General features: G+C 39.1%; 18 protein-coding genes and 1 riboswitch. Of the genes, 5 read left to right on the forward strand and 13 right to left on the reverse strand.

Going from position 1 to position 24,504, the window contains the following annotated elements:
- Nucleotides 1-5: 5 nt before the first annotated feature.
- The 6 genes from cybH to torC form a co-directional block, all read right to left on the reverse strand.
- Nucleotides 6-749, reverse strand: a complete 744-nt coding sequence (cybH, locus tag SKA34_RS10365; RefSeq protein ID WP_006645474.1) for a Ni/Fe-hydrogenase, b-type cytochrome subunit — start codon at nt 747-749, stop codon at nt 6-8.
- 11 nt (nt 750-760) lie between these two features.
- Entirely contained in the window at nt 761-2,464 is a 1,704-nt protein-coding gene (locus SKA34_RS10370) for a nickel-dependent hydrogenase large subunit (RefSeq protein ID WP_006645475.1), read from the reverse strand.
- 3 nt (nt 2,465-2,467) lie between these two features.
- A complete protein-coding gene (locus tag SKA34_RS10375) occupies nt 2,468-3,604 on the reverse strand; it encodes a hydrogenase small subunit (protein ID WP_006645476.1) in 1,137 nt (378 codons plus the stop codon).
- Between the two features lie 441 nt (nt 3,605-4,045).
- A complete protein-coding gene (gene torD, locus SKA34_RS10380; RefSeq protein ID WP_006645477.1) occupies nt 4,046-4,693 on the reverse strand; it encodes a molecular chaperone TorD in 648 nt (215 codons plus the stop codon).
- Nucleotides 4,694-4,824: 131 nt separating this feature from the next.
- The gene (gene torA / locus SKA34_RS10385) at nt 4,825-7,353 is read right to left on the reverse strand and encodes a trimethylamine-N-oxide reductase TorA (protein ID WP_006645478.1); all 2,529 of its coding nucleotides are present in this window, start codon (nt 7,351-7,353) and stop codon (nt 4,825-4,827) included.
- 92 nt (nt 7,354-7,445) lie between these two features.
- Nucleotides 7,446-8,612, reverse strand: coding sequence for a pentaheme c-type cytochrome TorC (gene torC, locus SKA34_RS10390; protein WP_006645479.1), 1,167 nt, complete (start codon nt 8,610-8,612; stop codon nt 7,446-7,448).
- A 201-nt stretch (nt 8,613-8,813) separates the two neighbouring features.
- Here torC and torR point away from each other — a divergent pair, with 201 nt between their 5' ends.
- Complete coding sequence (torR, locus tag SKA34_RS10395; protein WP_005368225.1) at nt 8,814-9,527, forward strand: two-component system response regulator TorR; 714 nt, start codon at nt 8,814-8,816, stop codon at nt 9,525-9,527.
- A gap of 572 nt (nt 9,528-10,099) precedes the next feature.
- On the opposite strand, the gene panP is transcribed toward torR, so the two are convergent.
- Nucleotides 10,100-11,767 (reverse strand): pyridoxal-dependent aspartate 1-decarboxylase PanP, encoded by a 1,668-nt coding sequence (gene panP / locus SKA34_RS10400; RefSeq protein ID WP_006645480.1) that lies wholly within the window; start codon nt 11,765-11,767, stop codon nt 10,100-10,102.
- Nucleotides 11,768-11,917: 150 nt separating this feature from the next.
- Nucleotides 11,918-12,889: a DUF2860 domain-containing protein gene (locus SKA34_RS10405; RefSeq protein ID WP_006645481.1), complete on the reverse strand. Its 972-nt coding sequence runs from the start codon at nt 12,887-12,889 to the stop codon at nt 11,918-11,920.
- Nucleotides 12,890-14,001: 1,112 nt separating this feature from the next.
- Here SKA34_RS10405 and SKA34_RS10410 point away from each other — a divergent pair.
- Nucleotides 14,002-15,252, forward strand: coding sequence for a patatin family protein (locus SKA34_RS10410; RefSeq protein ID WP_006645482.1), 1,251 nt, complete (start codon nt 14,002-14,004; stop codon nt 15,250-15,252).
- An 88-nt stretch (nt 15,253-15,340) separates the two neighbouring features.
- On the opposite strand, the gene SKA34_RS10415 is transcribed toward SKA34_RS10410, so the two are convergent.
- The 5 genes from SKA34_RS10415 to SKA34_RS10435 all read right to left on the reverse strand — a co-directional run bounded on the left by SKA34_RS10415 (nt 15,341) and on the right by SKA34_RS10435 (nt 20,538).
- Entirely contained in the window at nt 15,341-15,574 is a 234-nt protein-coding gene (locus tag SKA34_RS10415; RefSeq protein ID WP_006645483.1) for a hypothetical protein, read from the reverse strand.
- 196 nt (nt 15,575-15,770) lie between these two features.
- A complete protein-coding gene (locus SKA34_RS10420; protein WP_006645484.1) occupies nt 15,771-16,676 on the reverse strand; it encodes a manganese-dependent inorganic pyrophosphatase in 906 nt (301 codons plus the stop codon).
- Nucleotides 16,677-16,928: 252 nt separating this feature from the next.
- Nucleotides 16,929-17,933, reverse strand: a complete 1,005-nt coding sequence (locus tag SKA34_RS10425) for a GGGtGRT protein (protein WP_006645485.1) — start codon at nt 17,931-17,933, stop codon at nt 16,929-16,931.
- Between the two features lie 65 nt (nt 17,934-17,998).
- Nucleotides 17,999-18,691: an iron-sulfur cluster assembly scaffold protein gene (locus SKA34_RS10430; RefSeq protein WP_006645486.1), complete on the reverse strand. Its 693-nt coding sequence runs from the start codon at nt 18,689-18,691 to the stop codon at nt 17,999-18,001.
- A gap of 213 nt (nt 18,692-18,904) precedes the next feature.
- Nucleotides 18,905-18,972: riboswitch (Fluoride riboswitch) on the reverse strand.
- 168 nt (nt 18,973-19,140) lie between these two features.
- Nucleotides 19,141-20,538: an EAL domain-containing protein gene (locus tag SKA34_RS10435; protein ID WP_232284266.1), complete on the reverse strand. Its 1,398-nt coding sequence runs from the start codon at nt 20,536-20,538 to the stop codon at nt 19,141-19,143.
- A 263-nt stretch (nt 20,539-20,801) separates the two neighbouring features.
- Between SKA34_RS10435 and SKA34_RS10440 the strand changes: the two genes are divergently transcribed.
- The 3 genes from SKA34_RS10440 to emrD all read left to right on the forward strand — a co-directional run bounded on the left by SKA34_RS10440 (nt 20,802) and on the right by emrD (nt 24,496).
- Nucleotides 20,802-22,079, forward strand: a complete 1,278-nt coding sequence (locus SKA34_RS10440; RefSeq protein ID WP_006645488.1) for an alpha/beta fold hydrolase — start codon at nt 20,802-20,804, stop codon at nt 22,077-22,079.
- Nucleotides 22,080-22,351: 272 nt separating this feature from the next.
- On the forward strand, nt 22,352-22,951 hold the full coding sequence (gene ribA, locus SKA34_RS10445; protein ID WP_039860243.1) for a GTP cyclohydrolase II: 600 nt from the start codon (nt 22,352-22,354) through the stop codon (nt 22,949-22,951).
- A 360-nt stretch (nt 22,952-23,311) separates the two neighbouring features.
- Complete coding sequence (gene emrD, locus SKA34_RS10450; RefSeq protein WP_006645490.1) at nt 23,312-24,496, forward strand: multidrug efflux MFS transporter EmrD; 1,185 nt, start codon at nt 23,312-23,314, stop codon at nt 24,494-24,496.
- Nucleotides 24,497-24,504 lie beyond the last annotated feature (8 nt).

Below are 24,504 nucleotides of genomic sequence, written 5' to 3' on the forward strand. Positions count from 1 at the left end.
TAGTGCTAGTGGCCTTTATGGTCAGTATTTTTGTGGTGAGTATGATGTTGAACTGGGTGATTACCCTTGTTCTTATCTTTAACGTGCACAGGGTGGTAATCAAAACCCGACATAATGGCGTCAGCGGAGCCATTGCGGAATCGAATACCTGTCCAAATCACCATGTAAACGTGAATTAAGACAAACACGATGAATGCCCAAGTTACAATGTGATGCCATTCACGGACGTTAGCTAATCCGCCCATCGCATAGGTTACCCACTCAGCAGGCTGCCAGAATAGGCCTCCCATACCAAGGTGATACACGTTGGCATACAAGGTTAAACCTGTTATACACATGAAAATAGCGGCGATAGAAATACCCGCATAAACCACTAACTGTAACGGGCCGTAAGCTCCGTGATGGGGTGGTTGTCCAACCCAAAAGTAGGCTTTAATTTGTTTTACCCAGCTATTTGGACTTACTGCATCTTTTATTGAACGTCTTTCGACATTACTGCGGCTAAAGAAGAACAAATAAGCACGAACTAACGTGATAGCGATAAGGACAAATCCCAGTACTTCATGGGCAAAACGTATCCAGCCTTGCTCCAATACGTTGGTGCTATCTGGCGCAACCAAAAATGGCCAAGCAATATAAAAGCCAGTGATCACCAAACCAAATATGGCAAAAGCTCGGAGCCAGTGACATAGACGTATAATAAAAGAGAAAACATAGGATCGTTTGTACAACACTGTATCTGTTGACATAAATTCCTTCCTTACACTGCTTGTGCCGGAATACGGAATTCACTCAAAGATTGGCCTTTGTAATCCATCACGTGTACTGAACACGCCATGCATGGGTCAAATGAGTGGATCACACGAAGAACTTCAAGAGGCTTAATTGGATCTTCTAATTTTAAGCCGACTAAAGAAGCTTCATAAGGTGCAATTTTGCCGTTGCCATCTATTGGGCTTGCATTCCATGTAGTAGGAACAACTGCTTGATAGTTTTCAACTAAACCGTCTTTAATACGTAGCCAGTGACTTAATAAACCACGAGGCGCTTCAATCACACCTACACCTTTGTATTCTTTTTTAGGATCAATGGTTGGCTCAATGTACGTAGTTTGATCTGAATTTAGGTTTGCGACCATAGATTCAAAGGTGGTTAAACCATGACGTGCAATGATTAAGGTATGAAGCATACGTGCAGCTGTACGACCTAATGTTGTAAATAGCGCACCAGCAGGTAATCCTGTTGTTTTTAAGAACTCGTTAACAACAGGGACAACGTATGGATTACCTTTTGCGTAGTTTACTGCAATAGTGGCTAGTGGACCTACTTCAACAGGCTCACCGTTATAGCGTGGCGATTTAACCCAAGAATATTTACCGGCTTCGTTAATAGTTGGACGTTTACCTTCTAAGGTGTCACGTTCAATAAAGGGAGTGTGCTCAGGAATCGTTGTACCATCAAATGGGTGCTGTGGTTTATCAGCGTTGAACCATGAGTGGGTCACATCTTCAGCAATGAGGCTAAGGTCAACATTTTCTGCTTTAGTAAGATCTTTGTTACGAATAACGCCGCCAGTAAATAGCTGTTCTTCTTCATTTAGCTGAATAGATTCACTACACATGAAAGTGCTTATGTTACAGCCGCCTAAGACACTCGGCTCTCTACCAAATGCAGCTGCCGACATTAAAATGTCCGCTTGGTAGGCACGTTCAATAAATTCAGCGATATGAACAAACTTTTGTTTAAACTCTTGCAGGCGGGCAGGATCTAACATGTCACGAACACAAGTTACACCACCAACAACAATAGATTGTGGGTGCGGGTTTTTGCCACCCCAAACTGCCATCATTTCAGCGCCAACACGTTGAACTTCTAATGCTTTAAGGTAGTGAGATAGACCAATTAGGTTTTGCTCTGGCGTGAATGCATAAGTTTTATTGCCCCAGTATGCGTTAGCAAATGGACCTAACTTACCTGTGTTAACTAAGCCTTGTACTTTTTCTTGTACTGCGTGTAGTTCACCTTCACCAGCCGCCATTGGCGTTTTAGACCATTTCATTGCTTCTTTTGCCGCTTTTGCAGGATCGGCACTTAATGCAGAAACCACATCCACCCAGTCAAGGCCGTGAAGTAGGTAGAAGTGCACAATATGGTCGTGCATTTCAAGTGACGTTAAAATCAAGCTACGAATGTATTTCGCGTTAATAGGCACTTGAGCATTAATGGCATTTTCAACCGCTAATGTGCCACATAGGTAGTGTGATGATGTACATACACCACAAATACGCTGCATTAATAGGCCTACATCATAAGGTGTACGGCCTTTCATGATGATCTCTAAACCACGGAACAGGGTAGAAGAGGCATAAGCTTTTTCAATAACATTGTTAGCATCAAGTTCAACTTCGATGCGTAAGTGGCCTTCGATACGAGTAATGGGATCGATTACGACACGCTTGCTCATGAATTATTCCTCGACTTTCTTTGCAAAAATACTACTCACTGCGTGAGCACCAATACCTACAGCAGTAACGCCTAATGTCACTGCGCCAATGGTATCGGCAGTGGCATCTAAACCATGTAAAGGCTGACGGCTTAATGGTTTTTCGAAATACGCCATTTCATCCCAAAAATCTGGTTCAGAACATCCAATGCAGCCATGACCTGCAAGAACAGGCCAGCTTGTGTGCGCGTTAAAGCGCTCTGTAGGACAGTTGTTGTAAGTGTATGGACCTTTACAACCCATCTTAAATAAGCAGTAACCTTTCTTAGCGTTGTCATCACCAAATTCAGTTACAAATTCACCCGCATCAAAGTGACCACGACGCTCACAGTTATCATGTACACGTGCGCCATACGCCCACTTAGGACGGTTAAACATATCAAGAGCAGGAAGACGACCAAACATAATGTAGTACATCAATGTACCCGTGATGTTGGCTGGGTTTGGTGGGCAACCTGCAACGTTTATTACTGGGCGATCAATCACAGCACCTACGCTTTTCGCACCCGTTGGGTTAGGACGAGCTGCCTGTACACCACCGAAAGAAGAACAAGTACCCACACAAATAACGGCTGCAGCATCGTTAGCCACACGTTTAATCAGTGACATACCGGTTTCAGCTTTGCTGCCAAGCGTAAGATAAATACCGTTATTAGCAGTAGGAACCGCGCCTTCTGCTGCTAATAGGTATTTGCCTTTGTACGCTTTCATTGCGTTTTCAAGGTTTTCTTCAGCTTGTTGACCAGCCGCTGCCATTAATACTTCTTGGTATTCAAGAGAAACATGTTCAAATAAAAGGGTACTAATATCTGGAGTGGTTGTACGTGTTAGTGATTCAGAACAGCCAGTACATTCTGCAAGGCTTAACCAGATAAGAGGCACGCGATCGGAAAGCTCTGCAGCTTCTGCAACCATGGTGCTAAACGGTAAAGGTAAAGCCAGTAGGGATGTAATAGTGGCACTCCAAATCATGAAGTCACGACGGGTAATGCCATTTTGTTCTAATTTATCTTTGAATGATTCCTCACGAAGAGGTTTCATTGCTCGTAACTCTGCAAGACGCTTCTTGCCTAGTTCGAAAAGGGCTGCATGCGAGTTCATCTATCAACCTTGTTTATTATGAATACTTATACGTTAAGGGAATAGCGTGCAGATTTTAGGCTTGTAATGATGAGAGGTGATTGATCTATATCAGATTTTTTATTTTTGTATGACAATATAAAAAATCAAAAATGAAGGGATGCATAAATAACTCATTGATATTGTTAATGAGAATGCTTTGTATTATTCAATCGTGGTAATGAAGACTTTAACGTATTGAAATTTATAGAGTAAAAATATTAATGCAATAAGTTACATTGATTTCAAATGCGAATAATATGCTTGGATATGCAACATAATTTTCGGATAAAAAATAAATAATATTTAAGCGAGAGAAGAAAAATAGAAAATTAGAAATATTTAGTTTTTTTAGCGTATTTTTAAGACAGATATAAAAAACCTCAGTCGAGACTGAGGTTTAATTATTAATAGATTGCTTAATTATTCACCAGTAAGGAAGGCGGCATCAAGTTTACAGAATGCCAATAATAAATTAGCCGCTGCAGCATAGAAGCCAAATTGGTCACGGTTTTGACACTCTTTCACAAACAGTGGCAACCAGTTAAGCAGCATAGTTTTGACGAAAGAAAGCTGTGCTTGCATTAGCTCTTCACGCTTTTCTTCGGTCTCTTGTTGGTTAGCCATGATGATAAGATTACCCATGAAATCTAATTCAACAGCAAGGTGATCGGCTGGCTCATTGAATTCCTTTCGCTGTGCAATCGCGTAATCATTCATTAGCACATTCATATCTTGTGCTGGCTTATCGTTAAGTAAACCAGATGTACCTACATACATAGATGCGTAAGGTAGGGCGCCTGTTTTTGGTGTACTTAAGAATAAACCACAGAAATCTGCCGCCAATTCAAGTTGCTCATCAGGACGTGTGTTTGATTTATTAATTACTTCGCGAAAAGCTTCAACCGGTGCTTTCAATTCCTCGGTCATGCCTAGGCCTGAAAGGAATGTGTACATTTCACCACCGTGGTATTCATGCAGATCTGCATCAGTGAGTTCGCGAGCGAAAAGTGATGACATCCACCAGTAGATCTCTGCACGTTGTTCGTTGAAAGCAATAAATTCTTGCATTGTCACTCCAGACAGATAAAACACATTCAAATATAACCTGAGGCATTATATTGGAATCTATTTTAAAAAGGTGAAATAAAGGCGATGAATTTTCATTCATCGCCTTATTTTAATCAACTAGTTAAGTAAAATTACTTATCCATAGCTGGGAACAGTGGGTCGATACCTTCTTCGTAGGTAGGACCGTTAAAGCCTGTTACTGCTGGTACAACACCTGTGTACTTCTCGATCTGAACTAGGGCAGCAGCAGCTGATGTTGCTTGCGCTAGGCTAGAAGTACCGATGTCTTCTGTTAATACGTTTGGATCACCGTAAGTACAGATAGTACCTACTTTACCGCCTTCTAATGGGCTGTACCATGCGCCTTCTTGTAGACGACATACACCAGGAAGGTAATCATCAGTTACAACAGCGCCTGCTAATACCTGACCACGATCGTTGTAGATACGTACGATATCGCCAGATTTGATACCACGCGCAGCAGCATCTTCAGTATTGATGAAGATAGGCTCGCGATCCGCAACAGCGTAAGTTGCGCGGAAATCAGTTGATGAACATAGCTGTGAGTGTAGACGATCTTTCGGGTGCGTACTCTGCATGTTGATTGGGAAGCGATCAGAGCGAGGACCACCGTGACTACGTTCAGTCTTTTCAAACCACATTGGGTGACCTTGACAGTCTTTATAACCCATATCTGCGATAGTCTTACAGTAGATTTCGATCATACCTGAAGACGTACCTAGTGGCTCAAGATCAGGTTCTTTACGGAATGATTCGTGGCGAACCCACTCTTTACCCGCAGGGAAGTCGATGAAACCTTTACCTTCCCAGAACTTCTTAAAGTTAGGCATACGAACACCTAGCCCACGACCTTGCAGACGCGCACCGTTGTAGATCTCTTCAATGATTTCCATTTGCGTCTTACCGCCAGTGAATGCTTCTTCGCGATTGTAGCGAGAACATAGCTCACGGAAAATCTCAAAGTCATCTTTAGATTCGTACATAGGCTCAACAATCTTACGCAGGGCAATAATACCTGCGTTAGAGTGGTTACCGTACTGTTCGATATCGTTACGCTCGTATGTTGTTGTTGCAGGTAATACGATATCTGCAAAACGACAAGTTGCTGTCCACTGGTGCTCAATCGATACAACCGTTTCTAACTTAGTCCAAGCTTTTATCATCTTATTACGATCTTGGTGGTGACCAAATGGGTTGTTACCACTGAAGATCGCCATCTTCATAACAGGGTACTTAATCTTCTGACCATTGTAGCTAATAGTCTTGCCTGGGTTGTCGATACAATCAACAAAGCGGGCAACTGGAATGAAAGTAGAGTAACCGTCGTATGAACCGTTATGAATTGGATCAACACCTGTAACACCACTAAAGCCTGACATTAGTGGACCATTCGAGGTGATTGAACCTGCATCATTGTAGTGCCAGCCGAAACCGAAACCGCCACCAGGTAGACCGATTTGACCTAGCATTGCTGCAAGTACAACTAACATCCACGCGTACTGTTCGCCGTGTTGCATACGTTGTAGACACCAGCCACCGATGATTTGCGTGCGGCCGCTTGCCATTGTGCGCGCAAGAGCACGGATATCATCAGCTTTAATACCACAGATCTTTTCAGCCCATTCAGGGTTTTTAACAACACCATCAGTCTTACCAAGAACGTAAGGCATGAACTTATCAAGACCTGTTGTGTAATCAGCAATGAAGTCTTTGTTATATAAGTTTTCAGTGTATAGCGTATGTGCAATAGCAAGCATTAATGGAACATCAGTCTGTGGGTTAACACGGACCTGCTCACCACCAACCACTTTTTGGGTGCTAGAAACCACAGGATCGACGTAGATCACTTTGATTTCTTTGTTCTTCACTTTCTCTGCAAGTTGATCATAGTACTGGTATGGGCTGTGGTCTGGTACTAACCAACCCACTTGCAGGTTTTTAATTGGGTCAGATGCCCAAATAACGATAGTGTCAGTGTGCTTAAGCACGAGCGGCCATGATGTTTGTTGCTCGTAAACTTCCATTGCGCCAGCAACGTAAGGAAGAATTACCTGAGCAGCACCTGTTGAGTAGTCACCCATCTTACCTAGTGTAGTACCGTGAAGGCCAACACCACGCTTCATCATGGTACCTGCGTTATGCAGCTTACCAACGGATTGCCAGCCCGTGTGACCAGAGTACAGTGCGCTTGGACCGAAGTTGTTCTGAACACGCTCCATCTCATGGTAGAAGAAGTCTAACGCTTGAGACCATGGCACACGTACAAAACGGTTATTACCACGTTGTGTTGTATCTGACTTATAGCCTTGCTTTAGCCAATCAATACGTACCATTGGGTATTTAACACGTGCAGGGTTGTAAACCACTTCACGTACTGCTTGGATCATATCAGTTGGTTTTTTGTCTTTTTCAAATGGCGTTGTTTCAGTCCAAACACCGTCAACAACTTTAGCGCGGAATGCACCCCAGTGAGAGCCAGATAATACTTCGCCAGAGAACGCAGCTTTTGCTTCTTCTGCTGCCATAGCTTTGCGAGGAGCAAGAAGGCTTGTACCGACAACCGATGCTGCACTTGCCATTGCAAGGCCAGATAAAAAGCGGCGGCGTGAGATGCCAGTTTTATTAGTTTGAGTCGCCATATGTTGGAGAATCCTTAAACTTTAATTTTTATCGATGGGGCGGGGATAGTGATATCACCCGCCTATCATTTATTTGTTATTAGGCAGCAGGATTAGTGCGCGCCTGCACCGCCAGTATCGCTACCGTGGTTCTGAAGGTATTTCAGTAGCGTACGTTCTTCTGTCTTAGACAGACGGTAGTAAGCGCTCATGGCTTTCAGACTTGCTATCCAGCCATTTGCAGTAAAATGGCTAGGTGCTGGCGCCGCGTGACAGGCGTTACAAGTAGAGCCGTACATTTCTTCTGCGTAGTTCCAGATAGGCTGGATGCTATCGATCATGTCAGCTTTAGTGATCCAAGCTTGTACGGTTACGTTTTGCCATACAATATCAGTTGCTGGATCTGTTTCTTCTTTAACAATCTTCTCGTTAGCTTTGATGTCACCACGGATAGTCGCTTTAAATACGCGCTTACCCATGTACTCTGTCATAACTCGGCCTTTACCCGCTTTCTCTAGCCAGCCATTTACTTCAACTTTTAGCATGTCGCCTTTACGTTCAAGTACCGTTACTTCAGACGCTGGAAGTAATTTACCTTCTGATTTAGCGTTAGCATTGTCAGTCGCAAATAGATCTTTTTCACCTAGAGAGTAAAGCTTGTCAGCTGTTGCACCTTGTGCAGTTGCTTCAGTTTGTAGGCTTTGGAAGTCTTTCTGGAAACCGCCAGCCATGTTAGGTAATTCGTGTGCAATACCTTTGTGACACTCGATACAGTTCATGTCTTTTGCAGCAGCATCTGTCATTGCAGCAGCAGCTTCAGGTGATTGTTTAGCGTGATCCATTGCAGAGTAATTGTGACAGCTCTTACAGGTGCTCGAATTTTGCTTTTTCATTCGATCCCATACCATCTGAGCTAATTCTAAACGGTGTTCTTCAAACTTTTCAGGCGTATCAATCTTTTTAGTAACAAACTGGTTATATACGTCTTTTGATGCCATCAACTTAGTTTGAACCATACCAACTAAATCTTTAGGTTGGTGACAGTCCACACAGTCAGCACGAACACCAGAAGCGTTTTTAAAATGTACAGATTCTTTATACTCGTCGAAGTTTTGCTGCATGGTATGACAACCGATACAGAATTCATTGGTTGATGCGTGTTCAAAGCCTTTATGTACAGCAAAGATACCAACAAGGGTGATCACAATACCAACAAACACAAGAGCAAGAATCGAATACTTGCTACTTGGCTTTGTCAACATCTGCCAAAGTTTTTTCATGTTGAATGATTCCATTTAAAAATGAATGCCCGCCGTAAGCTACGGTGACGTTATAAATTTTATGGGGTAATCTTATGTCCACGATGTGAATAAGGTTAATGCTACGAATGAATAGCAAACGCATGTTTATGACAAATTGTGAATAACAACGGTTTGTGCTAACGTTTCGTAAGAACACCTAAAAAACTAAAAGAGACAAACATGACTCATCACGTACTTGTTGTGGAAGATGAAATTGTTACCCGTACTAAGTTGGTAGGGTATTTCGAGAATGAAGGATATAAGGTTAGCCAAGCGGATAGTGGCGCACAGATGCGAGAGATCATGGCGACCGAAAAAATCGACCTTGTCATGCTTGATATTAACCTTCCTGGCGAAGACGGTTTGATGCTTACACGTGAGCTTCGTAGCCGCTCTGAAGTGGGTATTATTTTGGTCACAGGACGTACTGATAGTATCGATCGTATTGTGGGTTTAGAAATGGGTGCAGATGACTATGTTACTAAACCTTTTGAGCTTCGCGAACTCCTTGTTCGAGTGAAAAACCTGTTATGGCGCATGACTTTAGTGGAAAAAGCACGTGACGAAACTATGGTCGAAATGCAAGAAGATAACATCATTCGCTTTGGCGAATGGCAGTTCGATATTAACAAACGAGCGCTGACTCATAATGGTCTTCCGGTGAAGCTAACTAAAGCGGAATATGAGCTATTAGTAGCCTTCTCTTCACACCCAAATGTAGTGTTGAGTCGTGAACGTATTTTAAATATGTTAAGCCATAGAGTCGAAGCGCCAAACGATAGAACTATCGATGTTTTAATTCGTCGTATGCGTTCTAAAATGGAGCTAGATCCAAAGAACCCACAGATTTTTGTTACCGTTCACGGTGAAGGATATATGTTTGCAGGGGATTAATTTTCTTCAATAATACATATAATTGATATCAAAAATCGCATATTGAAGCGAAACATTTTGAAATAAAAAGGCCATATCATTCAGTGATATGGCCTTTTTTTTAGAACAAAATACGCTAATTTATTGATATAAATCAATCAATGAATAGATATTTTTTTGCTTAATTTTTAGTCAAAAATGTCAATTGATAAACATTCTCAAGCATTATCTTGTTTTTAAACGTTCCATTAACATTGTTAATCTAAACAAAGAACAACAACAAGATCATATCGTTAACAATACAAAAAAATAATGACAGAATATGAAAAAGGCAATTTATTGAACGACTCTCAAAATCAAGTAATGAATATTTATCTTAGAAATAGGAAACACTATGCGAGAGATAGAAGTAGATATTTGACCGATTATTGAAGCTATTCATACTACAATAATGTGCTGTTAATAGTTGATTTGCAGATTATTAATAAGATAGACATAGAATTTTTTGGTTGTTAATGGTTATAAAATACAAAAAGCCCAGTTAAACTGGGCGTTAACGCTAAATAATCAAAAAAAGAATACAGATAAACATTCTATTTATATCGATCTTGGGTCATTTTTCTTATTATTTCTGTGGTTAAGTTTTCTATTTTTGGCAAACTTATCGTGCTTTCTTTGGCTAATTGACGTTGCTCGCTTAACACGTCGTGTAAGATAGTTTCTGTCGTGAGTGGGTTTGCTAACACGACACGGAATACAGTTGTGATCTTATGTTGCCATCTCTCCGGTGTAATGCGGGTTCGAGATACAAATGATTTACCGGATTCACGCTGACGTTTCTGAATGAACTTGGTTAAGTCATTCAGTAGTTCCTGTAATGTCTCTCGTTCTTCATCTGTAGCGATTAATAATGCTTGCTGCGTCGCTTCAGGAACATAACGGTAGGTCAGTAAGCAAAGTTCAGGTTCAGTGACTAACTCAAAATCTATTTGTTGTTTAATTAAATTTGCAAAATAACGAGCATTTTCAATACTATTGTTAATCAACAATTCATAACCAGGACGACTAATAATATTCATGCTAGCGTACAGCAACATAGCCATACCGCTACGTGAACCCTCTAAGGTGTGACTACCTAAATCTTTCGATCCTTTTCGCAAAATATATTCGGCATGATGTTCAATTGCTGTCATGAGCTCTGGGTTTTTAAAGATCACCATGCCAGCACCCATAGGAATATATAACTGTTTGTGAGCGTCAATTGTAATAGAGTCGGCGCGTTCAATCCCTTTTAATAAGTGACGGTATTTATTTGACATTAATGTCGCGCCGCCCCAAGCTGCATCGACATGGAAATGACAATCGTGCTCTGTGGCAATATCCGCTAATTGATCTAAAGGATCAACATTGCCTGTTTCTGTTGTGCCGGCAATACCAATAATGGCGAAGGGTTTAATGTTACGCTGTTTAAGATCAGCTAATGTCGATTGTAAGTGGTCGATGTTGATACGGTTATTATCATCAGTTTTGATTGAAATAAGGCTATCACGACCAATACCTAATACATCTGCTGATTTTTTTAAAGAGTAGTGACCACGTTCCGAAACTAAGATCGCTAAATCATCATAGCCGTAGTGCTTCATAGCACGAAATAATCCTTCTTGGGCAATGCCTTTAAAATCCCCGTCAGGTTTTAAGACCGTATTTCTTGCTACCCATAAGGCTGTGATATTGGCAATTGTGCCACCAGAACAAAAAGCACCTAAGGAATGGTCGGCACTATGCATCCATTGCTGATAGAAGCTTTCATTTTCATTGAAGATGAGCTTATGAAGCATGCCTAAAACTTGACGCTCAAGTGGAGTAAAAGCTTTAGATGTTTCGATTTTTACGAGATTTTGATTCAGCGCGATCATGATTTTAGAGAGTGGCATCATGAAGTAAGGCAGGGCAGAAGTCATGTGACCAATAAAGCTTGGCGCTGAGGTGTGGACTGATTGTGAAACCAGCTTATTTAATAGAAATTGCGTGTGATCAGAGACAAAGCTCGGTATCTCAGGAATTGCTGGATCGGAAAAATCTTTCTCTATTTCGAGCAGTGGTTTTTCTGTTGCAGCAATGTGAGTACGCAGAAATTCATTTAAGTTTTCTGATAGCTCTTTTTCTATGATACCCAGTGTTGAATCTGGGGCTTCCGGTACTGTAAAAATTCGATGCAGAGATTCTTGTGATGCATCGGCAGTGCGATTATTAACAGCCATAATACTCAGTAACGTTTCTTTAACTTGGGTAAAGTGCTGTTAATCTAATAGAAAAGTAGTGTTATGTCTCGTAAAATTTATGGCTCTGTATTATGACAAAGCCACAAACTGCTTAGCAAAGGAAATAAATGCTTATTATCCTGATATCAATTAAAAGCGGTAGTTCATACCTAAGCTAACAAGCATTGTGTCAGCATCATAGAAATCAATGTTTGATTGGTTAGTGTTATAGCCAATTAAAGATACTACGCCCCAATCTTTCCAGCCGAATGGTTGTTTGTATTCATAAGCAAGGAAAGCACCGAATTGATCGTCTTCTTGAGTTTTACTAAATATTGGGTTTTCTGCATCAAAAAGTGCTTTCTTATAACTTAGTGTTAGGGCTAAGCTTGATCGTTCGAAAAGTTGAATAAAACTAGCAGAACCACCAAAGATATCACTAGACATAGCTTTGCCTGAAGCATCAATTTTACTGTAATTTAATGCAGTGCGAAGCATTTGTGTTTGGCTTAATGGTAAAAGATGGCTGCCTTCAATGAAGAATACATCTGAATTACGATCAAGTAATTGAGTGTTAACTTTTAAGCTTGCACCACTTTTCTCATTATCAATATCGTATTTACCATAGGCACTATCAATAGAGAACATGGAACCTGCAATGTTATCTAACTTTACGCGTATTGCTTTTATGTGGCTGTCGGTTTTTTCGCGAGCTTCGTTAGTTAAGAAAGGGTCCTGCCATGTTTTTATGTTGAGTAAACCTGGAATATAACTAATAGAGAAAGTGCTGCCGTTATCCATTTTTTGGCGGTAACCAAGTTCAGCGTGAAAACGACCTAAAGCAACATCAGAACGATCTGTACCAAAAAAGAGTTGTTGCTTAGAATTATCAAGCGTATATGAAATAGTGCCCAATGGTGCAACCATTGTTGAACTTTGATCTTCACCATGGGAATTTAGATTAGATGTTGTTTCATTATCATCACTAAATTGAGAATTCGTATTAGTATATGCGGCCATTAGTGAGATATCGCCACCAAAGCCAGGCGTCCAATCTGATGGCGCAGCCACAACGTTAAAACTTGTTGCTGTAGCGATTAAACCTAAATAAAGCGGTTTCATTTTAAGCATCCTTTGTTCAATTACTCCTTAATTTAATAGTAGTTAACCTAAGGAATAAAAATAAAGTTTAAATATAGGTTAATTTTATATCAGCAATGAGTGTTATTGAATGAAAATATGAAATTTTGTTTCTTTTTGATAATAGATTTATAAACTCAATGTAAATTAGAATAAAATCCAACCACGCAATGTTGATAATTGCTTTTATTATTTGAGGAAAACAAGAAAATAGTAACAATATTTTAAGGGGTATTTACATGCTATTGTAGCTAATTTCTGCTTTTTGACATTAGAGGTATCTAAAGATTGTTTGTATTGGCAGGGGGAATTAATAACTCAATATGCGCTGCGTAATTAATAATTTTTTCAATTGATGAGGATTGACGATCATTAAATGTATTTTTCGTCGTTATACCTAGTGTGGTTGATTGCGTAGTAAGTGTTTTAATATCGGCCTAGGAGAGTTCGAACCTCGAATCAACCGAGCTATCTAAATTGAAATAGATTGGCCCATTCGCTAAACACCAATTGAAAGCTTCACGATTTAATTCAAAATGATATTTATTACTTTGACATTGTTGAGCTTATGCAAAAGCAGACGTTAAAACCATAATAAGCAATGTTGTCGCAAGTTTTATTTGATGTTCTTGTTAATACTTGTAGAAAGCAAAGTGTAACGATTTCAATGGCATTCTAACACAACAAAATAATGCGCCTACTTCTATTATGTCTCAAACGATAATCCGTCATAGTAGTAGCAAATTTAATGCAACATATACAATATTGATATTCGCGTGATAAATATCTTAATTCCGCCCAAATTAATTGATAACAAAGTTGTAACATAACTATACTTAAGTTAATAAAATTTTCCATGTGGAAGTGTTAGGGATTTTAAGGGTGAAGTATGGATGGTAATTTTAAACTTGCTGTAGTTACAGTAACACTAACGTTAACGACAATCTTTAGTTACGCAGCTATAGCTTTATCGGCATAATACAATGACTAGTTAAAAGAGTTAAAATCTCTTTAACTTGTTTTTATAGGCTATTTCAACTCTTACATAAAATACGTATATTACGTCAGAGTGTTTTCTAACCTTTGGGGGAGAAATGAATTATCTGCCGTTTAGTCTAGGGGCCTTTGATGAAGAATCGATATCGCATTTTTCATCACAGCTTTTTGTTGCACATAATAAGAAAATAGCATTAGTTGTTCAGGGCGGTGGACAGCGAGGTATTTTTTCGGCTGGTGTATTAGACAGTTTCTTAGAGAACGAGTTTGATCCGTTCGCTTTGTATATAGGCACTTCTGCAGGTGCTCTTAATTTATCTTCATTTATTAGTCGTCAACCACGTTTTGGTTATAAATTTATTCATAACTACACGACAACAGATAAATTTTTTAGCTTATATAAGTACTTAAGTAAACAACAGCCAATGAATCTTGATTGGGCGTTGCAAGTTGTTTCTCCCTCTGGTGAATTAGCCCTCGACTTTCATACTGCCAAAAGAACTCTTCAACATAGACAGGCATTCGCCTGTGCAACACGTAAAGACACACTTAAAGATATCTATATGCCGATGTACCAAGATGATTGGTATGAAGTTTTGCGTGCAAGTTGTGCTATTCCTGTTTTATACAATTTACCTGTTAATATGAATGAGTTGGAATGGGTCGATGGTGGTGTGAGCGCTGCGATACCGGCAAAAGAAGCATGGCGACAAGGGGCTGATCTGGTTATTGTTATTAGAACTGAACCTCTAGATCATGACAATCATACCGATAAGGGGATCTTTGACGATTGGCGTGAAAGTGTTGAAACCTACTTACCCTATTATATTAATAAGCTTAGCCTTAATGAATCTGTCGATAGAATTAAAACGGTTCATAATGAATTAAGTCACCGTTTTGAACAGTGGCGTGAACAATATCGTAACGACACTATTCCTATTAAAGATAAAGAAGATATACAGAAAGAGCTTTCATATTTAGATAGTCAAAGTGAAGATACATTGAAACAGTCTGTTTTTGGTAATAATAGTTGGCTATCACATATTAATATTGAACGCTTATTAAAATTAGCAGGGCAGAGTAATAATATCGACGTAATTGAAATGTTGGCTCAATATTATAAAACTTACCAAGATGTGAATGATTTTTTAGTTAACCCGCCGGAGGGGCTGCAAGTTATCCAAATAGCGCCTGAAAAGTCATTGAATAGCCGAGCACTATTGAGTAGCAAAGATGATTTAGAAATGGATTATCGAGAAGGAAAGATAATAGGACGTAAGTTTCTAGATTGTTTTTCAAATATTTTAAATGAAAAAAGCAGTTTAATGCAGTACATGCGAGATGAGTAAGTCGCAATAATGTGAGTAGAACAAAGCCTTGATATCTTCCCCAGTTATTGTGATTGGAAAGAAACCAAGGCTTTATTAGTTGACGATATTAGTTATTTAAGAAATTGGCCATATCGTGCTGCATTGTTATTGTTGTCTCTTTAGATGAGGTTGCATCTAACAAAGAGGTATGTGTACCAACGGCATACTCTTGCCATGTTTTATGGCCACCATTTGTTGATAAATCGAGTTGTTGAATCAAAGGTTCTGTGTCTGTATATGGTGAATACGGTAATTCAGTTGGCTTTGTAATATTTGGAATAGTGGAGTCACCTTTGACCATTTGCTCTAATATCAGTCGTGTAAACTATTAATTGTTTAAAAAGCACTGAGAGAAAGAAGGGAGCAGCGTTGGATTAAGACAAACTCACAGGTAATTACGATAGTTTATATAGGTAACTATAAATGTGTTTGAATAAAAAACGCGATAAGAGAGCTCTTATCGCGTAATATTTAGGGCTAATACAAAAACTTAAGGATTAAGCTAGTACAGTTTGTAGCCAAGGCCAGCCTTGTTTCTTACGGCTTAGCGTATTTTCCATCATTAGAGCGCCGTCTTTTGCGTGCGTATCTAGAGTGTCGTTCCATTCACCTTTGTAAAGCAGGCGAGTTGTGCTTGTTGTGATGTCAGTTAGCATTAGTGCAGCCATTGCTAGTTTCTCTTCGTCACAACGACGCTGTAGATCAGCTTCTAATGCTTCGATCATGTCTTCTACTTGCTCAAGTGTAGCAAGCTCGATTTGGCCAACAACAACGTCACGGTTGTTGAAAGGGTAGCCTTTAAGATCTTTTTCAACTAGCTCAGATGCAGATAGACCTTCGATGTCAGTCTTAGCGATTAGTAGTGCTTTTATGAATGCGTCTAGATCTTGAACGTCAGCGATTTGAGCAAGCTCAGTAACTGCGTCTTCATCTTTTTGAGTACATGTTGGCGATGCGAAGCCAACAGTGTCAGATAGGATTGCAGACATCATAAGAAGCGCTAGTTCACGAGTAATTTCGTGACCTTCAATTTTAAAAATGTTGAATAGTACAGTACAAGTACAACCTACAGGCCAGATCCAAGCTTCTAGTGGGTTGATTGTCATTACATCACCTAGGCGGTGATGGTCAACAATACCAACAACTTCAGCTTCTGCAAGGTCGTCAGGTGCTTGAGCTAGATCTGAGTAGTCAACTAACCATACTTTCTCGCCAGCAACGCTTGTACGTAGTTCAGGTGCGGTAACGCCAGCAACTTCTAGGATGTGCTGAGTTTCACGGTTTAGTTCGCCTTGACGAATTGCAGTTGCTTCAAGACCGCGAGCCTTGAGAAGAGCTGTACAAACTAGTGCAGAACAAATGCTATCACTATCAGGGTTTTTGTGGCCTACTACTTGGATCATGATGTTTCCTTAACTAAGTCATCCAGTTCATCACTGTATGACGTAATACGATTTAACTTAATTACAGCCGATTATACCTATAAGCCTGCATTTTTATAGGTATAAGTGTTATCAAGTTTATTGAGTAGCGAGGATTTTAGAGATTTTTTTGTTATATTCAACAAAATTAACAATTAGCCGAAAAAATAAAGGCATGATTAATTAAACCATGCCTTTTGTCGTTATTTGAAGATAAAGATTTTCAATTTCTGCTTACGCGTCTTGCGCTTGCTCAATTGCAACTGCAACAGCAACTGTTGCACCAACCATTGGATTGTTACCCATACCGATTAAGCCCATCATTTCTACGTGAGCAGGCACAGATGAAGAACCAGCAAACTGAGCGTCAGAGTGCATACGGCCCATAGTGTCAGTCAGACCGTAAGATGCAGGACCTGCCGCTACGTTATCTGGGTGCAGAGTACGACCAGTACCACCGCCTGACGCAACTGAGAAGTAATCTTGGCCAGCTTCTAGACGTTCTTTTTTGTACGTACCAGCAACAGGGTGTTGGAAGCGATTAGGGTTAGTCGAGTTACCAGTAATAGAGATATCAACATTTTCGCGGTGCATAATCGCAACACCTTCACGCACATCATCAGCACCGTAACAGTTAATTTCGCCACGTTGTGTTTGAGAGAAACGACGCTCATTAACGATTTCAAGTTCACCAGTAGTGTAGTTGAACTGGGTTTGTACATAGTTAAAGCCGTTAATACGAGCAATAAGGTAAGCCGCATCTTTACCCAAACCGTTAAGAATAACGCGAAGTGGGTTAGTACGAACCTTGTTTGCGTTTAGTGCGATTTTGATTGCACCTTCAGCCGCTGCATATGATTCGTGACCGGCTAGGAATGCAAAACACTGAGTGTCATTACTTAGAAGACGAGCACCTAGGCGACCATGACCTAAACCTACTTTACGTTGGTCAGCAACAGAACCTGGGATACAGAATGCTTGTAGACCTTGACCTAAAAATTCAGCCGCTTCAGCCGCAGTTTTTGCACCCTCTTTAAGCGCGATTGCAGCGCCTAAAACGTATGCCCATGATGCGTTTTCAAACGCAATAGGTTGGGTTTCTTTTACGATATCGTAAGCCTTAACACCTTTATCTTCGATGTATTGACGCGCTTCTTCAAGAGAAGCAAAACTATATTGTTCTAGAACGGGTGTGATTTGGTTAATACGACGATCAAAGCTTTCAAATAAAGCAGCCATGATAAAATCCTCAATAAATTTAGCAAATTAGGTGTAATTAAATATATGGATAACAGCTTGGCTGCTTATTCGTGACGAGGATCTATTGTGCGAACCGCTTCGTCAAAACGACCATATTGACCTGTTGCTTGTTCCATTGCTTGATCTGCTGGAACACCTTTACCGATTGATTCCATCATCTTACCGATGTTAACAAAACGGTAGCCGATGATTTCGTTGTTGTCATCAAGTGCAATTTTAGTAACGTAACCTTCAGCTATCTCCATGTAACGAGGGCCTTTTTCACGAGTACCGTAATGCGTACCTACTTGACTACGTAAACCTTTACCAAGATCTTCAAGACCAGCACCAATTGGTAGGCCGTCTAAAGAAAAAGCTGTTTGTGTACGACCGTAAACGTATTGAAGGAAGATCTCACGCATTGCAACGTTGATAGCATCACAAACAAGGTCTGTGTTTAGTGCTTCAAGGATAGTTTTGCCAGTGATGATTTCTGAAGCCATTGCTGCAGAGTGAGTCATACCAGAACAACCGATAGTTTCGATTAATGCTTCTTCGATGATGCCGTTTTTCACGTTTAAAGTTAGTTTTGCAGCACCTTGTTGTGGTGCACAAGTACCACAACCGTGGCTAACACCAGAAATTGCAATAACATCTTTAGGTTGTACCCAGCGACCTTCAACAGGAATGGGTGCGGACTCGTGATGTGGACCACGAGAGATAGGACACATATTTTGTACTTCACTTGAGTATTGCATTGCTCTGCCTCACTAGACACCGCGTTACTAATTATAAACTCAGAGTAGGGAAGAGTTGTATAACGCTCAGCCGTGTTGAATTGATAATTCTTTATCGAGCAGAAAATAGAAGAGGACAAAAATGAACTAACAACGCGACGAATGCAAAATTAATATAATTAATTAAAATTATAAATTTAAACAAATACACGGTCCTCGACTATTTTAAGTCGAATGTTGTTAGACGTCATTATCCTTGATTGAAAGGCGGTTTAAGGAGGAACATCATCTCCCGCCATAATATTTATTATTTATGGCAAACGATATAGAGATATAAATATCTCCTTCGCTTATAGTATCAATATACTCTTTTATTTTAATACTGTGTGATTTAAAAAACAGAAAAAAGATTTCAAATATGAAAAATAGAGTGAGAATAAATATCATTTATTCTCGATGGTATCTATCCTTTATCTTATTATATTGTTTTCAATATATTTTTCTAAATCAGAAAAGGGCATTGGTTTTGCGTAAAAGAAACCTTGAATTAGAAATATTCCTTGGCTTTTTAGATAATTAACTTGTTCTTCTGTTTCTACACCTTCAGCAATCATTGTTAATTTTGCTTTTTTACCAAAACTAATGATGGCATTTAAAATGTTTGCTTTAACATCACAAGTACCGATGGTGTCTATAAACATTTTATCTATTTTTAATGTCCTAATCGGTAGTTCTTGAAAATAGCTAAATCCACCAAAACCTGTTCCTGCGTCATCTAATTTTATGCCTATATGGTTATCAACAAGGCGCTGCATTACGGCTTTTGCCGATGCTAAATCCGTAAAAGGGGTACGCTCTGTTACTTCTATCGAAATACGACGATGAGATACTTTATTTGCTGATAGAGTATTCAGTAGTTTTGTTGCAAATGTTTGATTTTGAAGTTGGCGAGGGATAACGTTTATACTGATATAAAAATCATCACTAATATTATTTAGTTTTGTAATATCGTTGGTAACTTGTGATATCAGAAGATCAGTGATCTCGTAAATTTGTTTATTCTGCTCGGCAATATCAATAAATATAGCAGGAGAAATAATTTCACCATTTGCTTTACACCATCTGAGTAAGCTTTCGCAACCTACAATCGAGCCTGTCATTGAATTAATAATAGGCTGGTAAAAAGGGATAAACTCTTTGCGCTTTATACCCCGATCAATAGCCATTTTAATTGTTCGTTGCTGAGGACGAAGCCCTAAAAATAAACATGTAATAACAAGTAGAATGCATAAAAAAACATTAACGATCAAAAGTTCTGAATGAACAATATCCGTTAACCCTTTTTGTGTTACATAAATTTCAAGATAAATAACAACATTATTATCTTTTGTATTATTAAAATATAGCTGACGATTTAATGGATCGGTAATTGTGATTAGATGGGTATCATTAGGCAAATTACGAATTATTTTCAAACGACTGCCTAAATATGGAGTAACCACATAGTCTTCAAGCGTGATTGCATTTTCTTTATTGTAGTTATCATTTATTGGTGAATTTATCCCGTAATTGGAACAACGACTATAAGGGGTAATCAATCCAATATAATGAATGTTACTCGACAAATCATTTGCTAATCGCATTTCTTTAATGTCATGTATTGAACATGTAAAAGTTAGCTTTGGTATTAACTTTTCTATACCTGTAGATAGAGCAACACCCTCATTATCAGAAAGGTAAAATGAAGGCACTAACGCGTTTATGCCTGAGTCAAATACCATGGAATCTGGTTCATTGACTAAATTTTTCAAATTAACACGGTGATAAAGTCCATATTGGAATAAACTAACTTTTATAAAATATTGCATTAAAAAGATAGAGCCTAAACCTATAATGAGGATTATGAAAGGTTGCTTACAACGAAGTAATAAATTGTTATTCATGATATTGAAATTAGCATCGATTGAAACTAGGTATATTCTATTATTGTTTAGCTATTTATTCCAAACATAAATACATTTATTAAATAAACGACTAGAAAACTGGCACTTATAGTTATATATTTTAACGCTTATATAACCTTGTGTTAAATGTTGTATTATAAATTAACCTAATAATGGAGTTGCAGTAAATGCAAAAGATATATAAAAGTGATGGTTTACTATTTAAATCACATTGTTTTACTGTTCCGCTGAATTATAGAAATCCTCATCAAGAAAAAATTATTGTTTATGCTAGAGAAGTGGTGAAGCAAGACCACGAACATGATGATTTGCCATGGTTAGTTTATTTACAAGGAGGACCAGGGTTTCCATCACCACGCCCGACAGGGAACTCTGGTTGGCTTAAACAAGCACTAACAAAATATCGCGTATTACTGCTTGATCAACGAGGCACAGGGAAAAGTTCTCCGATTTCTCATCAAACATTGTCTGATAAAACGTCAGTGCAGCAAACAGAATATTTAAGCTACTTTCGTGCTAATAATATTGTTAAAGATGCTGAATTTGTTCGTGAAGCTTTAAATATTCAACGATGGGCAATTTTGGGGCAAAGCTTTGGTGGTTTTTGCGCATTGCATTATTTATCTTATTATCCTCAGTCATTAACACGTGCTTATTTAACCGGAGGGATTCCGCCGATTACAGGGCATGCTGATAACGTTTATCGTGCTACTTATAAACGTGTAATTGGTGAAAATAATGGTTTTTTCTCTCGCTTCCCGAGTGCACAACAGCAATGTGTCGATATCGCTAATTTCTTATTGGATAATGATGTTAGGTTACCTAATGGCCAACGTTTTACTGTTGAACAATTCCAACTGTGGGGGATTAATTTAGGTCGAGGTGGTGGTGACTTAGCCATGTACTATATTCTTGATGAAGCATTTATTGAAGTCAGTGGTAAACCTGAATTGAGTTACAGCTTTTTAAACCAAATGTTATTAGAGCAAAGCTATCAGACAAATCCTATCTACGCTATTTTGCATGAATCTATCTATTGCCAACATGATGCATCGAATTGGTCAGCACAACGTGTACGTAGAGAATATCCGCAATTTAATTATGCAAAGGGTGATGATTTCTTCTTTACAGGAGAGATGGTCTATCCGTGGATGTTCGATCAACTGCATTGTTTACAACCACTAAAAGTCGCAGCCGATTTACTTGCAGTGAAAGATGATTGGTCTAGCTTATATGATGCTAAACAATTAGCGAAGAATACCGTTCCCGTAGTTGCTGCTGTCTATGTTGATGATATGTATGTTGATTATGATTTAAGTTGTCAAACCCTGGTAGGGTTAAATCACGCTAAAGTGTGGGTGACTAATGAATATGAACATAATGGGTTAGGTGTTGCTGGCGATGTTATTTTATCTAAACTAATGACGCTAGCGGATAGACTATAAACTATAAATAGTCGAGCAAATTGCTTGGGTATTAAATGTGTTATAATATAACACATTGAGGTAGTACACGTGAGTACCTGCTGTACAGTACGATAAATTCAACCTGCTAGTGATCTTTTTAAACGATTAATCACGTATTATCTTTGTTTAAAGCGCGGTACTGTTGTCATGTGGTAATTTTCGCTATTATTTACAGGTTGAAATTAAGTCGATAGTCATCATAAGCAACAGCATTCCTTATGATTGAGTATTAGCAAATGCTTAGGAAGAATATGGTAAATGTTAGGGCGAGAGTGCCTTTTAAAGTTGGTTTAAAAAGCAATATTCCTGCAGATTTGCTTTCGTTCAATGGGCTTGAATCTGGTAAAGAACATGTTGCCGTTATTTTTAAAGATGCAGAAAAAACGACAGCGCCCTTGGTGCGTATGCATTCTGAATGTTTAACTGGTGATGTTTTCCACTCATCTCGATGTGACTGTGGTGAGCAGTTAGATGAAACTATTGAAAAGATGGGTGAGTTAGGTGGTATCATTCTTTATCTTCGCCAAGAGGGTCGTGGTATTGGTTTGTACAATAAAATTGATGCTTATAAGCTTCAAAGCGAAGGTATGAACACATATGAAGCGAACAATCATCTAGGTTTTGGTGACGATTTACGCGATTTCAGTGAAGCGGCATACATGCTAAAAGCACTAGGTTTAACAGAAATTCGACTTGTTACTAATAATCCAAAAAAAATTCGCGAATTAAGTGAAAATGGTATTAACATTGTTGAAGTTGTTGGTACTAAAGCACACATAAAAGATGGTAATGAAAGTTATCTAAAGACCAAAGCAAGTCATGGTCATCATCGTTTTAATTTCGAAAATTAAGCAATATTATTTGTTTAAAAGAAGCCCTGTATTGCTTACAGGGCTTTTTTGTATCTGTACAATTTTTCTGAACATTATTTCCCAAACTTAAGCATTAGAAAATATAATCCAAATTAAAATTTAATTCGTGCTAAAACAAGCAATATCTTCTTGTCTTAATCCAGTATCAGGATTAACATCTCGTCTCAAATTTAGTCATAGGTTCTAATATAAGAATACATATTGAGTTTTCTATTCATTATTTATTGTTAGGTTAGAGTTTTATTCTGTTTTCTGGGCTCGTTTTTATTTAATCGGGTTATTTATGAAATATTATTCTGTCTGAGGGTAAGGGTTGTGGTTAAGCAATCGTCTTCGAATATGGGCAAGTTCCTATTCTTGCTTATTATATTTATTGCTGTTGGGCAAATGACCCAAACAATGTACGTGCCAGCGATCCCAGAAATGGCGACGTTCTTTGGCGTTAAAGCCGCTTCTTTGCAGGCTGTGATGGCCGCGTATTTGATCCCTTATGGTTTGTCACAGTTTGTTTATGGCCCGCTATCTGACCGTATTGGACGACGTCCTGTAATGATCAGCGGTATGATCATCTTCTTGATCGGTGCAGCTATTGCATTAGTGGCACCTAGTTTTGATGTACTCCTACTTGCTAGTTTTATACAAGGTATGGGTACTGGTACAAGTGGTGCAATGAGCCGAACAGTTACACGAGATTGTTATGACGGTGATGATTTACACAAAGTAAATAGTTTAGTCAGTATGGGGGTGATCTTCTCTCCATTGATTGCACCACTACTAGGTGGCTATTTATCAGAGTATCTTGGCTGGGAATCTATTTATATTTTCCTACTCGTTTTTGGTGCACTTGTAACGCTAGCTCTGATGCGTTCTTTTGGCGAGACATTACCTGTTGAAAGTCGCCGAGCGGAACGAGTATGGGTAAGTTATCGTTACGTATTATCTAATCGCCGTTTTCAAGGTTATGTGGTGTGTTTAATTGCCACTTTTGCCGGTGTCGCTACGTTTGAAGCATCAGCAGGGGTATTACTGGGTAGTGTATTAAAACTTGATCCAAGTACCGTAAGTTGGCTATTCATTCTGCCTTTACCCGGTTATTTGTTGGGTTCTTGGGGCTCAAATAAACTGATGAAGCAATTGGGTACAAACCGCGTTTTATTCTTGGGTATGTTTGCATTACTTGCAGGTGCTATTACGATTATTATTCCAGGCATGGAAGGGCTGGTGACGGTTACCAGTTTAATTGGTGGTGCGTTTATTTATTTTATAGGTGCTGGCGTTTTATTTCCTGCCGCTACCACATTAGCTATTCAGCCGTTTCCGCAACATGCAGGTACAGCAGGGGCTGTACTTGGTGGGCTTCAGAATTTAGGCGCTGGTATAGCTACATTAGCAGCATCAGCAATGAGTGCGCAAAGTCAGTTTAACTTAGGTGCTGTACTTTCAGTCATGGCAATTATTGTCGTATTGAGTTTGATCTGGATCCGACGTAGTGAGAAACATGACATTACAATACTTGCGAGTTAATTAAGCTC

This window comes from Photobacterium sp. SKA34 (assembly GCF_000153325.1).
In the GTDB taxonomy this organism is placed as follows: Bacteria; Pseudomonadota; Gammaproteobacteria; order Enterobacterales; family Vibrionaceae; genus Photobacterium.